General features: G+C 29.6%; 13 protein-coding genes and 1 pseudogene. 10 read left to right on the plus strand and 4 right to left on the minus strand.

Going from position 1 to position 14,553, the window contains the following annotated elements:
* Positions 1-15: 15 nt before the first annotated feature.
* From cch1 to AC1RRU_RS05785, 3 genes are all read right to left on the minus strand, one after another.
* The gene (gene cch1, locus AC1RRU_RS05775) at positions 16-1,785 is read right to left on the minus strand and encodes a cassette chromosome replicative helicase (RefSeq protein ID WP_031926269.1); all 1,770 of its coding nucleotides are present in this window, start codon (positions 1,783-1,785) and stop codon (positions 16-18) included.
* Entirely contained in the window at positions 1,785-2,081 is a 297-nt protein-coding gene (gene ssb / locus AC1RRU_RS05780) for a cassette chromosome ssDNA-binding protein (RefSeq protein WP_000220590.1), read from the minus strand. The genes cch1 and ssb overlap by 1 nt, the downstream gene beginning before the upstream one ends.
* 172 nt (positions 2,082-2,253) lie before the next feature.
* Positions 2,254-3,768, minus strand: coding sequence for a hypothetical protein (locus tag AC1RRU_RS05785; protein ID WP_037541412.1), 1,515 nt, complete (start codon positions 3,766-3,768; stop codon positions 2,254-2,256).
* Positions 3,769-3,912: 144 nt separating this feature from the next.
* On the opposite strand from AC1RRU_RS05785, the gene AC1RRU_RS05790 reads away from it, so the two are divergent.
* The 6 genes from AC1RRU_RS05790 (at position 3,913) to AC1RRU_RS05815 (ending at position 8,774) form a co-directional block, all read left to right on the plus strand.
* Entirely contained in the window at positions 3,913-4,617 is a 705-nt protein-coding gene (locus AC1RRU_RS05790) for an FRG domain-containing protein (protein WP_016170663.1), read from the plus strand.
* A gap of 23 nt (positions 4,618-4,640) precedes the next feature.
* Positions 4,641-5,483, plus strand: a complete 843-nt coding sequence (gene tirS, locus AC1RRU_RS05795) for an NAD(+) hydrolase TirS (RefSeq protein ID WP_000114516.1) — start codon at positions 4,641-4,643, stop codon at positions 5,481-5,483.
* A gap of 473 nt (positions 5,484-5,956) precedes the next feature.
* Positions 5,957-6,235 (plus strand): hypothetical protein, encoded by a 279-nt coding sequence (locus AC1RRU_RS05800; RefSeq protein ID WP_001837210.1) that lies wholly within the window; start codon positions 5,957-5,959, stop codon positions 6,233-6,235.
* Positions 6,236-6,344: 109 nt separating this feature from the next.
* Positions 6,345-6,503: a hypothetical protein gene (locus tag AC1RRU_RS05805; RefSeq protein ID WP_023604766.1), complete on the plus strand. Its 159-nt coding sequence runs from the start codon at positions 6,345-6,347 to the stop codon at positions 6,501-6,503.
* Between the two features lie 317 nt (positions 6,504-6,820).
* Positions 6,821-7,459, plus strand: coding sequence for a fusidic acid resistance EF-G-binding protein FusC (locus AC1RRU_RS05810; protein WP_001033157.1), 639 nt, complete (start codon positions 6,821-6,823; stop codon positions 7,457-7,459).
* Between the two features lie 685 nt (positions 7,460-8,144).
* A complete protein-coding gene (locus tag AC1RRU_RS05815; protein ID WP_001053440.1) occupies positions 8,145-8,774 on the plus strand; it encodes a hypothetical protein in 630 nt (209 codons plus the stop codon).
* Positions 8,775-9,452: 678 nt separating this feature from the next.
* Here the strand turns inward: AC1RRU_RS05815 and AC1RRU_RS05820 are convergent.
* Positions 9,453-9,881 carry a VOC family protein gene (locus AC1RRU_RS05820; protein ID WP_001011132.1) on the minus strand — a complete coding sequence of 143 codons (429 nt, stop codon included), beginning with the start codon at positions 9,879-9,881 and terminating at the stop codon, positions 9,453-9,455.
* A gap of 79 nt (positions 9,882-9,960) precedes the next feature.
* Between AC1RRU_RS05820 and AC1RRU_RS05825 the strand changes: the two genes are divergently transcribed.
* From AC1RRU_RS05825 to AC1RRU_RS05840, 4 genes and pseudogenes are all read left to right on the plus strand, one after another.
* Entirely contained in the window at positions 9,961-10,890 is a 930-nt protein-coding gene (locus AC1RRU_RS05825) for a helix-turn-helix transcriptional regulator (RefSeq protein ID WP_000750310.1), read from the plus strand.
* A gap of 243 nt (positions 10,891-11,133) precedes the next feature.
* Entirely contained in the window at positions 11,134-12,120 is a 987-nt protein-coding gene (locus AC1RRU_RS05830; RefSeq protein WP_000653291.1) for an ADP-ribosylglycohydrolase family protein, read from the plus strand.
* 18 nt (positions 12,121-12,138) lie between these two features.
* Positions 12,139-13,472 (plus strand): annotated as a pseudogene (locus AC1RRU_RS05835) (purine-cytosine permease family protein).
* The gene (locus tag AC1RRU_RS05840; RefSeq protein ID WP_000842690.1) at positions 13,469-14,407 is read left to right on the plus strand and encodes a PfkB family carbohydrate kinase; all 939 of its coding nucleotides are present in this window, start codon (positions 13,469-13,471) and stop codon (positions 14,405-14,407) included. The pseudogene AC1RRU_RS05835 and the gene AC1RRU_RS05840 overlap by 4 nt, the downstream one beginning before the upstream one ends.
* Positions 14,408-14,553: the final 146 nt, after the last annotated feature.

The following is a 14,553-nucleotide window of genomic DNA, read 5'->3' on the forward strand; positions in this document are numbered from 1 at the left end:
TTCATCTTTAAGTTATTAAAAATCAATTAAATCATCGTTCTGTTTTTTCCATGATTCAAGTATCTTTTTGTTATCCAAGTTAATTTCAGCTTTAATAGGTTCAGCATCTTTAGTTAGACCAAAAATAGACGCATATTTTGAATCTAGCTTTAAATGGTAAAAGACAAGTGACTGTTTTTTGCCATTGTCATCTTTGACTGTTCTTTTTGTTGTAATTCGATCATGGTCAGATTCGATAAATCCTTTATCCCTTAGTGCATTAACAACATTATTAACATCTTGGAAGTGATGCTCTATCAACATATTTTTAAATACAGACGCAATGATTTTGACTTCGATATACTCATCTTTTAAGGCAATTAGTCCATGGTTCTCCATCATATTCTTTAACGCTTTGTCATCAGAAAATTTACCACGGTTTTGTGCTACAAATTGCGTAATGACTTCGATTGCTTTATCTGCCAGTGATCGTTCAGAGACTGTATGAGCATGATAATCAATAAAGTAGTCTCTTATTTTAGCGATATCAATATTTGTAGCTAAAACACGACCTAATATTTGCGCAGATGTTGTAATGACTGCATAACGCTTAAACATACGAATACCTGTATTGTTTGCTTCACTCTTCAATTTAGCTTTAAACCAATGATGTTCATCTTTAAACCATTGAATAACTTCCTCTTCACGATTTATAAGGTATTGAGCTACTAACGGTAAAACATGACCATAGTTTAGCGCCACAGCTTTTTTAATATTGTCAGCATTGGTCGCATTTGTAGTAAATTGCTCATTAATTTCAATGGTTCTTACACGTAACCCATCGTTTTGAGCTGAATCAGTAAAAATACTGTATTCTGACGTTGAAATGACAGAAGTTCCCCAATTCTTAGGTGTTTTAACTTCTCCATGAACGTTTGAACGTTGACGCCCTTGACCTTCAGCGATGGAGTACAATAACCCTGTTGTATCTTTAAAAGTTGCTGAGGAGAGCTCGTCAAATACCATAGGTATGCCATAATTGTTACTCAAGTAACCTTCAAGAGCGTTACGTGTGCCATTCCAACTTCGAAAAAGCGTTTTATTACCTTTGGTTGGATTTCCAGCGACGGATACCGCTAAAGCTGCCGCTGTTGATTTACCGGTTGATGACTGGCCTGTAAAACTAAAGATGATACCAGCAAATTCAACCTCATGTTTATGCTTCAGAAAGGCTGTCACTAAGGCAGAAATTCCAAATATGACCGCTAACTCTAGAAGAAGATGACCTTTGACTTCGTTCATATACATATTTAACCAATCTTTAAATGTCCCTTTAGGCTCTAATAGATAAGCACTATCGACAATAGGCTCTAAAGATGCTAACTGATCATATTGTTTAGATGTGTAAATGGTATCTACCATTACAATGTAACCGTGGGGTGTTTCTATGATGCCCGAGCCATCATATAAATCAGAAGTGGGCAGTTCATCGCGCATTAACTGTAGTGCATAGCTCAAATCTCTTATATAACTTTCATTGATACTGTGACCATATTTAATCAAGGAAGGTAAGTTTCGAGTTGTTAAAATATCAGATTCAAATGTATGTTCTTTATCCTTACCGTTAGAAATAATTATTTTTTCTGTATTTTCTGAGGCATGCCAAAATTTAGCTTCAACAACGATACAACTAGATATAGGCACTACTTTTTCCTTATCTCCATCTTTTTTAGGTGGAAAAGTTTTACGCCACGCCTTTGCATCTAATTGGTATGGACCTGCTTCAAAAATGATGTAATGACTCATTAGCGAACACCTCCTTTCGAAGGGTTGCTATCTTGGAGTGGATTAGGTCCGACTTTCATATATACTAAATGACCATTGGTATTTTTACCGATAATAATAAATGGAACACTTGGCGCATTTTTAACAAAATATGCGAACCAACGTCCAACATTTTGTTGTACAGCTTTTGAGCATTGTACATTTGCACGACGGTTCAAGTCATGGAAAGTAAATACTTGTCCCTCCGGTAAAACGAATCCAATTCCTAAAATTCTTCTTTTCAACAGTTTAAAATCATCTTCTTGCTCGTAAGTCATTTGGATCATCCTTTGTATATTAGTCATCATTTAAATGATGCCTTTGTATCTTATATCTACACTGAGATATAAAGTTCTAAATTTGAGAGGAAAATATTAGGACATTGGTATTACACCTTTTGTTAATTAAAAAACCCAACGATAAAAAAATCGTTGGGTTTAAAAAGGTATGTTAATAATATAATTTAGATGCACTATTCAATTTTTTTAAGCGTAATTTATAAAAATCATTAATTACCTGAATCATTAATTTATCAAGAATACCATTGTAATCGTTATTAAAAGTCTCCCTACTATATATTTCACTAATATTATAATCATTAAGGTTTGAAATTAATGAATCTTCTATTTTCATTGTTAGTTCTGGGTGCTGTTCAATTGTATTGCGAACTAATATTTTTAATTGAGTATTTCTTACATAACCATTAATAAGACTTTCGAAACGAATTAAATTTTCTTCGTGTTTATCTATTATTGTATTCAACTCATTTTTTAAACTATTCAAACTGTGTAAGGCAATTAATATATCGTATTGAGATGCTTCTTCGATAATACGACTTGAAACATTGACTACTTTATCAATTAAATCAGTTATAGCAGTGAATAATGTAAAATGAAATGTATCCTCAATTGTTGTTAAATAAAATAACTCATTATTACTAATTAACTTATTTTTCTTCATAAATTTATCTATATTATTTTTAGATTTAATAATATCGTCTATTGTTAAATTAACTTTACGTGAACTTTTTTTCATAATACTACGGATAAATTTGAAGTAAGTATCATTATGATCGTATAGATTAAGAGAAATACCAATTACAGCCTGTCTAAATTGATCTATTTCATCAGATTGATTTAAGCTATTATTATTGTGAGATGAAGGTTTGATACTATTAGCTATTTCAAAGTATTGAGAGTTACTCTTTCTTTCTCTAATTAAACCTTCGATTACTAACTTTTTAAAATACTGAGATTTATTTATACTTGAGATATCTTTTTTTACATACGAATCTTGTTTTTCTTTATAAATGAGGTATCTTGTTAAAAAGTCGCTTATTATAATATCATCAACATTTTTTAACGATAAATCTCGGTGTTGTTTTAATATCGTATGCTTTAAATCCTTAAAGCTTTCTAAAAAAGAGACTTGATCTGCATTTTTCATATAACTTACTTGCTGTTTAATTTGCTCTAACTCAATATTTTTTCGAATTTCTTTCATAGCTTTGTTAGCTATTTTTTTAGCGAATTCTGTTGTATGGTTGATTGTTTCTAAGTAATCATTAAAATATGTTTCTAGGTCATTTAAATCTAATATATTCAAAATGGCTGTACCTTGATCAATAAACTCATTTAATAAGTCTTTAATATCAATTTTACTTTGACTATCAATAAAATAATGCATTTTATTTTTTATAAAATGTTTAGGGATTTCATCTATAAAAAAACCAGTTTTGTCACATTCCACAGTATGTTGCTCCACAGTTTGTTCATCCTGATTTATAAAATAACTTACATATATAGTTTCGCTAGGTTGGGCTTTTCCACATATAAAATTTGGTCGGTATTCTTTAGGTAAATAATCCTCTAAGTATTCTTCTAATATAAATTCTGAATCAATTTTATGTATAAAATAACTAAAATTCCGAAACCACATTTCTATTTTCCATTTATTTTTAATCATAGTATTACTCACTTTCAATAATTAAATGTATAGACATAATGCTAGTTTTATTTTTAAGATATTTCAATAATGTTTACTAATTTTTCCCTATAAGATAAGATATACAATATAAAAGGGAACAAACGTTCCTATTGGAGGGGTCCTATGAAAAGGTCAGTCGAGTCTTTCAGTGAGTTACATCAAGTTTTAAAGAATTATAGAGATAATAGCTTATGGTTATTTAGAGGTCATAGTAATTTGAATTGGAGTTTAGTTCCGAAAGCTGGTCGAGCACCTTATGATAAATATGATGATGAAGAAACATTTTATGCTTGGAAACGTCAAGCAATGATATTTTTAAAAGAGACTTATAGTGATTGGGATATGCTAACTATAGCGCAACATCACGGATTAGCTACTAGACTATTGGATTGGAGTTTTAATCCTTTAGTTGCTGCCTTTTTTGCGGTGCAAACATATGAGGATTGTGATGCTGTTATTTATGCCTATTTAAAAAAATCGGATATGAATATGAAAGGGGCTACGCCTTTTAAGAGTAAAGGGATAAAAAAAGTAAAGCCTAACGGTCTAGCTTCGAGAGTGGTTAGACAAAGTGGAATTTTTACTATTCATGAGCCTCCTACAAATTCTATAGAAGCTAATCTTTCAGAGAAAGAAGAACTACACAAAATCATCATAAAGAAACATTATCGCAAAAAATTAAGAGAAGAGTTATCTTATTATGGTATCAACGAATTATCATTATTTCCTGACTTAGATGGTTTATCTAGCCATGTTAATTGGATAATGGAGATAAATCCATACGCTTCAAATAATATAACGCAAGAATTAAATTCAATTAATGAATAAGATTATAAAAAGCGAGGTATTATATGTCAGTATTAGAAACTAAATTAAAAAGTCAAATGTCAAAATCTGCAAAAATAGCTAGAAATATGAATAAGTTACCAGATGAAATTGATAGATTAAGAAAAAGGATAGAAAGAATAAATAAAAAAAGAAAACCTACTTCCAGTAATATTAGAGATTTGGAAAAATCTAATAAGCAATTAGTTACAAAGCAGCAAAAACTTGCAGATTTACAAGTTGAGTATACTAAGATTGAGAAAAAAATTAATGAAACAAAAATTAATCTTCAAAAAGAGCAGTCTAGGAATCAAAAGAAATTATCCAGTATGTTAGATAAAAATACAAAAGGAAATGAAGAGATTATGGAAAAATTATTAACTAATTCAGATCAAATAAATGAGATATCAAATCAGATAAAAAAAGCAGTGAATCAAAAAGAGATAATTGAATATGATGTCTTTCTATCCCATTCTAGTTTAGATAAAGAAGATTATGTATCTAAGATAAGTGAAAAACTAATAGAAAAAGGACTAAAAGTCTTTGAAGATGTTAAAGTTTTTGAAATCGGAAAAAGTCAAACAGAAACTATGAATATGGGTATACTAAACTCTCGGTTTGTTGTAGTATTTTTATCCCCTAATTTTATTGAAAGTGGTTGGAGCAGGTACGAATTTTTATCCTTTCTAAACAGAGAAATAAATGAAGAGCATGTTATTATATTACCTATTTGGCATAAAGTGAGTGTTGAAGATGTACGTGCATACAACCCATATTTAGTAGATAAGTATGCATTGAATACAAGTGATTTTAGTATAGAAGAAATAGTAGAAAAAATTTATCAAGTAATCGTTAATTCTAAGAATTAGTAATAGTATTGGTTATCTACTTTAAAAGCAAAGAGGGAATTAAATGAAAAAAGCAGTGTTTTTATTACTAAATGAGTATGCAGAATGGTAAGCAAGCTACTGTTCCTCTATTTTAAACCAAAGCAGTGAATGGAAAATAGAAACAACTTCAATTTATGAATATTTTACCTCGATTGGTGGATTTACAATTAAAGTAGTAATAGTTATCCAATATTTTCTAGTTGATTCTTTTATAATATGTCCAATTAAGTGTAGATGATTCAAGATGATATTGAGGGAAGGATGAGAATGTGTCTTTCAGGTAGCTCATTTGATGATAACCTTAAACATAATATTTACTTTCATCCTGCTGAAAAAGAGGTTACAGTTTCAAGCCGATAGAATACATTGGGTTATATAAAGACAAAGCAATAAAAGCTATCGGAAAAGTAGACAAAGTAATAGTGACGGAAATAAATGAGAGCTCATTATCCTTGAAGACAGTTTATCCTGTAGGTACTGAGTTATCGATTGATGAGTATGAAATAGTTAAAAATAAAATAATGGTGCTTGGGAAAGAAAAGTGGACTAATCTATTGAACGAACCCCATTATTATTACTTAATTGAAGATTTTATAGAGACAGACTACAAGAAAACATCTAAAGGTGGATTGATGGGAGTTAAGTATTTTAATGTGAATGAAATTTTGAATAGGGATTGCTTAACCACCGAACAAATCGCTAAAGAATTATGTAATAAAGATTGGGAATGATAAATAGTGAATGAAGCTATAATGCAATAATGTATGTATAACATAATCAAGTAATGAATTTAATGATAAGAGAGTATGGAGTAAAGAATTGAATTAGTTTGCATGGTCTATGTATCTTAAAGGTGTTGAAGGAGATACACCGAAGTATGCAGTACCAATTCTTGAAACAGACTTTAGTGATTTACCATCTACACATACGACAGTCGGATCACTTGATCGGTTTCGAGATAAGACAATGAGCATTAACAGAAGCGGGAGTAACTGTTGAATTCCATTTATATCCAGTTAGATACTAGAGTTTGAAGTGATAAATCTTGATTCGGATGCTGAAATAAGTAAAAGAGCAGTTACTGAATATAATATAAGTATAAATATGCCACTAGATATTTTAAGGAGTATTTATTCACTTTTATAAAATCATCTGCTAAGATAGTATGGAAGATTTTTATAGGAGCTGATTATAATGCGACATATAAATATGTCATACATCATACGCTATAGTACTCTAACTCAAAGATAAGAAGTACTTAGTTATGAATAGCATTCATTTCACAAAGTACTTCAACAAAAATGGAGGAATATGAAATGAATAAAATAGAAGTGTATAAGTTTGTTAAAGTAAAGCAGTTAGTATATCAATTGATTAAGTTATATCGTACAAACGATATGAATTCCCATAAAACACAAAAAGATTTTTTACTAAATGAAATTAATGATATCTTTAAAGAAAAAGATATTGATATCTCGGACTTTATTACATCGATTGACGATGTAAAATTAACTAAGAAAAAAGCAGAACATCTTTTAAATGAATTAAAAGTGTACATCCAAGATTTTGAAATACCTTCATCAAGTCAACTGGAGAAAATTTTTCGTAAAGTAAAAAAATTAAAGAGACCAGATATAAATTTAATTGATACAAAAGAAATTTCATATTTAGGATGGAATGATAATTCTTCTAACCGAAAATATATCGTTTATAAAAATTTAGATGATAAATTCGAAGGTATATATGGCGAAATTTCACCAAATAAAGTAAAAGGATTCTGTAAAATTTGTAATCAGGAATCTGATACATCACTCTTTCTCAATAAAACTAAACATAATAAGAGTAGTGGAACATATACTAAAAAAGGAGATTACATTTGTTATGACAGTTTTAAATGTAATCAGAACCTAGATGATATAAATAATCTTTACGAATTTATTGTTAAAATAAAATAGATCCAAACAGCCCTGATCTTTAGAACTAATGATCAGGGTTGTTATATTTTGTACCTCACTCTTAATCGATACGCTGAAAGTCCCTATAAATAGAACGTACGTTCCGTTTGTAGTATAATGACAAAAATATTAAATTAGAGGATTAAAAATGGGATTATAATTTTTTAATGTACCAAACTGAAAAAGGCTAAATAAAGATAAATATAAGATTAGAAAAAACTGTATGGATTAGGCAATATTTATATATAATGAAATGAATTAACAGAAAATCGAATTATCCGGAAAAACCGTACTGTTCGATTGGAAGGGAATAGAGAAGGTGAAAAGAATTAACTTCAATTATCATCTTATTTCTGAAAAAAGATATGAAAAACGGACGCAAGACACTTTAAATATTAGTAACAACGTAAAGTGAATAAAATCTATATTAAGGCATCGTGATGAATTTAATATAATTGATAAAAATGATTAATTATCCATTTTATTTATAATATATTATTTTTAGCAATTGTATGTATATTTTTCTTGATTTACTCTAATAGTACAGAAACTATAAACAACAATCTTCTAAAATACGCTGAAAGTTATCATAAGTGATGGTAAAAAAATGAGTAAGTAGATGAAGAGTGAAAATCAGATTAATTAATAATAATGTATCAAATTTAAATAAAGGGGGTCTTTAAGTATGAATTTAAGAGGTCATGAAAATAGACTTAAATTTCTTGAGAAATATGATGTGACACCTATATCACATTTAAAATTATTAGAAGGTCAAAAGAAAGACGGTGAAGGCGGTAGACTGACAGATAGCTATTATTGTTTTTCATACAGTTTAAAAGATAATTCTAAAAAAGTTTTAGGTACGTTTAATTGTGGTTATCATATTGCTGAAGATTTACTAAAATTATCAAATCAAGACAAATTACCTTTATTTAACCCGTTTAAAGTAATTAATAAAGGTAATCAATTGCAAGGCGTAACGAATAAAGGTAATTTAGATATTAATAGGCAAAGAAAACAGTATAATGAAGTGGCTTTACAGCTTTCAAACGCTATTAATTTAATCATAATTTGTTATGAGGGTAATATTAAAGAACCACTTTCAACGATAAAATACGAAACCGATAAATATTATTATAGTGAACCATATGATAGTAAAATTAAAGCAGTAAATACTATTATAGGTAATTTGTTTGATAAGAAATTAGTTGAGAAGATATCTGAAATTAATGTAAATCAGGAAATTAGAAAATTTGATTTTTCATTACTCACTAATAAAATTAAAAAATATGAGATACAAAATAATTTTGAATAAGTGGAGGTAAGTCAATATTAAATATAGAAGCTAGTATTAAGGATATTCAAGATATTATAAATTATTTTATTAAATGTGACGTTAATAATAAGTATTATGAAAGTAAGCAAAGAAGCAGTCTCGAAAAGTTAGCTTTAAAATTGGATAAAGTAAGTAATCAGTTAAACAATGAAAACATTGAAGGTATGAAAAAGATAATTGAAAAAGTAGCAGAAGCAAATAGAGTTATCGCTAAATCTTCTTTAAGAAAAAATTGAGTGTTTTAGTAAGATGATTGAAGTTGATAATAAATCTACTAATCAAAAGAAATTTTAAATATATATTGAGTTAAAACTTGAAAAACTTATATCTAAATGAAGAAACGGGAAACCATTCTGAATCCTCACCCTTTCCCGTTCCAAAATCATTGATAATGAAAAACATCGCTTATACGGGGTATTGCATATTTTGCCTTAAGTTCAAATACTATACATATAATAGAATCACAACTAAAAGCACGTCATAACTGTACTGTTCATTCTGTACAGTAGGTATTAAACTATTAAATAGGTATAAGATTAAACGAAAGCCAAGATGCATAATGTCATGGCTTTTTATATTGAAAAAACATGCGATAATTTGTTCCCAAATGTCCTTATAGTTGTACCAATATCTGTAATAGAACACTAGAAACTTGGTTTAACCTTTCCTTTTCGTAAATAAATGTAAAGATATACCATAAGGATCTCTTACATAACCATAACCTTCAGTATAGAACTCTGGGCTGAATGCTTTTAATACTTCACTGCCTTTTTCTATTAACTGGTCATACACACGCTTAGTTTCTTCTACATGGTCAAAAGTAATACAAAGCGATATATTATTACCTTGGGTTATAGGTAAACCTTCGGTATCATCCGCAATCATAATTTTTATATCTCCAAATTGAAGTACACATTGATCAATTTTATTTAAATCTTTTTTATCGATATTAAGTTGCTTATCTGTCGGTCTATCCTTGATACGTTGGATATACAGTGTTTTAGCGCCAAACAGCTCTTCATACAACCTTTTCAAACCATCTGCATTTTCTATAATTAAAAAATAGGGACTTACTTGAAAATTCATAGTTTTTCCTCCTTAAATTTGTTATAAATAAGTATATACTGTATTAGTGTCACCTATTGATACTAAAAGGGGAATAATAATGAAAAAATCTGTTAGATTATATCATATGATTGAATACTGTAATGAAAAAAGGAATTTCAAGTTAAATGATTTAATGTCAGAATTTAATATTTCTCGTAGTACTGCTTTAAGGGATATAAAGGAAATTGAAGCATTAGGAGTGCCTTTATATAGTAGTACAGGGAAAAATGGCGGTTATATGACCATAGGTAATCGAAACCAAACGAAAATAGCAATCACAGACGAAGAATTGAAAGCTTTAGTATTTACACTTTCAAGTATCTCCAATGTTAGTAAGTTACCTTTTCAAACAGAATATCAAGAAATATTAAAAAAGTTATATAATAATTCGAATAAAAAAGAATTGATAAACCAGTATAATGAGATATTTCAATATTTTAATGAAGATACATATCAGTTCAAAAGTTATAAGATATTTAATGAAATCATTAGATTAACAATTGGTAGTAAGTCATTTAAAATCTGTTATTCACAAAACTATTTGAAAGAACAATATAAAGGTATTGGTATCTTATATAAAAATCAACAATGGTACTTCGTTGTTGTTAATATAGCATCAAAATTAGTAAAGTTGTTAAACATTTCTAAAATAAAAGAAGTATATGAAATGGGAGAAACTAAAGAATGTAATGAAATAACTATGCAGAATTTTCAACAGTTTATGGTTGAAAACGAAAATACGATTGATATACAAATTAGAAGTAATATTATTGGATTAAATATCTTGAAAGGATACTTGTGGAGTGACTATATGATTGAAAATATTAACGAAGAGACATATTTGTTTAAATCAAAAGTGAACATGCAAGATATAAATTTTATAGCTAAATTAATAGTCACATGTGGTGCCAATGTCAAAGTAGAATTTCCTATTAGTTTGAAAAAAGCTATTAAAACTGAACTAACCAAAATAATAAACTTATACTAATGGTAATTTAATTATGATTGCAATAACAAAGAAAAGATAATCTTAAACATATTAAATTGATCCGTAGTTTAAAAACCGCATCACTAACCGAGACGCAGAAGCGTATCACAAATAAAACTAAAAAATAGATTGTGTATAGTATAAAAGGAAGGGATTTATATTAAAATTTTGACAATAAAATGTAAGCGCTCTAAAATAAAAAATTAACTCGTACGTATAAGTGGACAAGAAGGGAGTTTTATAATGAAAGATAAAATATTAGGAACTTTATATGGCCAAGCTATTGGAGACGCTTTAGGTATGCCTTCAGAATTATGGAATCGCAACAAAATTAAAGATTTTTTTGGGAAAATCACAACTTTTTTAGATGGTCCTTATGAAAATAAGGTAGCCAGAAATTTCACCAAAGGACAGTTTACAGATGATACTGCACAATCACTACTAATCATTGATGCACTAAATAAAAATCATTTTGAACCTTCAAAAAAAATCATAGCAGACGAATTGATTGAATGGGCCAATGCTACAAACGCATTTAAAAATAATATTCTTGGCCCAAGTTCTAAAGCAGCTTTAACTGCAATAATACAAGGAGAAGATTCCCAATTCTATACAAAAAATGCATTAACTAATGGGTCGGCTATGAGAATTGCTCCTATTGGTACTTTATTTTCTAAAGATCAAAAAGTAGAGCTTGTAAATTATGTTAAGGAAATTAGTGAAGCTACTCACACAAGTGATGTTGCAATAGCCGGAGCTAGTATGATTGCTTATGCAGTAACATTGGCAGCGGAAGATAAGAATTGGAAAGAAATTATAGAAGGCGTTTTGGATATTCACGATATAGCTATTAAAGAAGGAGAACAAACTTTTTCTGCATCAATAGCAGAAAGGTTAAAATTAGCAGTTCAGTTTGCCAATCATTTCGAAAGTGAGGAGGAATATTCGCTCTGGCTTTATGATGTGATAGGATGCGGAACATCATTAACTGAATCGGTCCCCACTGCTTTGGCAATTGCTTATTTTTGTAAAGACCCCAATAAATGCGCAATTTTTTGTGCGAATATTGGTGGGGATACTGACACAATTGGTGCTATGGCAACTGCTATATCGGGAGCTAAATACGGATATAGTAATTTTAAAAAACTTTGGATAGAGACTATCGACAAACACAATAGTGTGAACTTAGAACAATATGCAACTACGCTCGAAAAAAATAAAATGTTATAAAAAATCGAGGTGTTCGTTATGGAAAAAGAAGAAATCTTTCTTCCTGAAAGTGAAAAAAACGGGAAACCTATCGACTTATTTTTTATATGGTTTGCAGCCAATCTAGGTATTCTCGGGATAGTTTATGGCGCTGTCATAGTAAGTTACGGATTGAGCTTTTTACAATCAATTTTGATTGCTATAATAGGACCGTTATCCTTTGTTCTAGTTGGTTATATAAGTGTAGCTGGTAGAGATAGTGGAGCTATAACTTTTATGCTCTCAAGAGCACCATTTGGATTTAAAGGCAATCATATACCTGCTTTAATTGGCTGGGTAGGTCAAGTTGGTTGGTTATCTGTTAATGTTTCTACAGGAACTTTAACTCTTCTGGCTTTATTCAATACTTTTGGTTTTAAGACTAGTACATTTCTAATTTTGATGAGTTTAGCGATTTTTGCTGGGCTAGTTATTATATCTGTTCTTTTTTCACAAAAAGTACTTGTATCAGTACAAACATTTTTCACATATGTATTTGGTGCATTAACCTTATTAGTTATAACAATTTTAATTACTAATACTGATTGGAACGCTCTTTTTTCTATGAAATCTGGGTCTTGGCTTAAAGGTTTTCTACCTGCATTAGCCTTTGTAATAGTAGGGACTGGATTGACTTGGACTAACGCAGCTGCAGATTATAGCCGTTTTCAAAAAAAATCGAACAGTTCTTTATCAATAATCACTAGTGTTACAGCTGGCGCGTTTATCCCTTTATTTATCATTATAAGTACTGGAATTTTATTAGCTACTTCAGAGCCACAATTAGCAAATGCAGAAAATCCAATCTTATTAATTAGCGAAGTACTACCAAATTGGATGACAGTAATTTACTTAATATCTGCTTTAGGTGGCCTTACTCCTATGTGTTTTTTAGGTTTAAAGTCCTCAAGATTAATTATGAGTACTTTTGATTTGAAAGTAAAAAATTCTACAGTTATTATTATTCATTCAATTATTATTATTGCCATTCCTATTTATGTCTTAGTAGTTTCCAGAAATTTTCTCGCTTTTTTTGAAATGTTTTTAGGAGTTTTGGGTATTGGATTAGCTGCTTGGTCTGCAATTTTCATTGTTGATTATGCAACATTGAGAAAAAATATAGGCTATGAAAAAAATTGGTTTGCGATCCCCAGTATAATAGTCTGAATATTAAAACAGTAATGGTCTGGAGTATAGCAGTAATAGTAGGTGCATTAATAAACATTTTTACTTCTTCAAGTTTTGATATAATTGTAACATTTATGGTTAGCGGATTTTTATATTATATATTTAATATTTCTTTAAATATTCACAGAAAGAAGGCTAAAAAATGAAAAGTTCATTAAGAGAATATCACCAGATTAATAGCCAAAAAAAGGTTTTGGTGATCGGCAGTGCTGTTATTGATGTGATTTTAAATGTTAATAGTATACCAAGTAGTGGATCGGACGAATTTGCCCACTCTGAGAAGACAATAGTAGGTGGTTGCGCATATAATGTAGGCGATATACTTAGTCAGTTCAAAGCTAATTATGATTTGATGGTGCCCGTTGGCGATGGTCCTAATGGAACAATTATTGAAAATAAGTTAAAAAAAGAAGGCAAAACTTCATTATTAAATAATATATTAGGTGATAATGGTTGGACGTTATGTATCGTTGAAAATAATGGGGAACGCACTTTTTTAACGATACCTGGAGTTGAAATGACTTGGAAAAAGAATTGGTTTAAAGAAATTGATCTTAATAAGTATGATTATATTTATGTGTCAGGTTATTCTTTTGAACCTCCTTCAGACGAAGTTTTATTAGAAGAATTTAGTCGTTTAAACGAGAAAACTACAATTATTTTTGACCCCTCACCAAGGATTAATAAAATGAACTGTGAGAGTATAAGGAAGTTGCTTGAAATAAACACAATAGTACATGCCAACGAAGATGAAATATTACAATTGAGTAGTGAGAATCATGTGAAAGATGCGGCATTAGAAGTAAGTAAACAGACTAATCAACCTGTGATAGTTACGTTAGGCAACGAAGGTACTCTTATAGCAAATAAGTGTAAAGTTAAGATTTTAGAGGGGGAAAAGGTTCCTGTAACTGATACTATAGGCGCTGGTGATTCACACACAGCAGCTTTTATAGCAGGTTTGCTAGATAACCAAAGTATTGAAAAAGCTTGTATATGGGGAAACGAAGTAGCATCTAAAATTGTGCAAGAACAAGGTGGAAATACGGATATATTCAATCCTATAGATGAAGAATATTAAATTTGTCTCACGCTTACTATCTTCAACAGTTGTTGTATTTTAGCTTTAGGCTTATAAACTATTTAAAAGAAGGTTCTGTTGCAAAGTAAAAAATATAGCTAACCACTAATTTATCATGTCAGTGTTCGCTTAACTTGCTAGCATGA

It is taken from the genome of Staphylococcus sp. GW821-FHT11H10 (assembly GCF_058807855.1).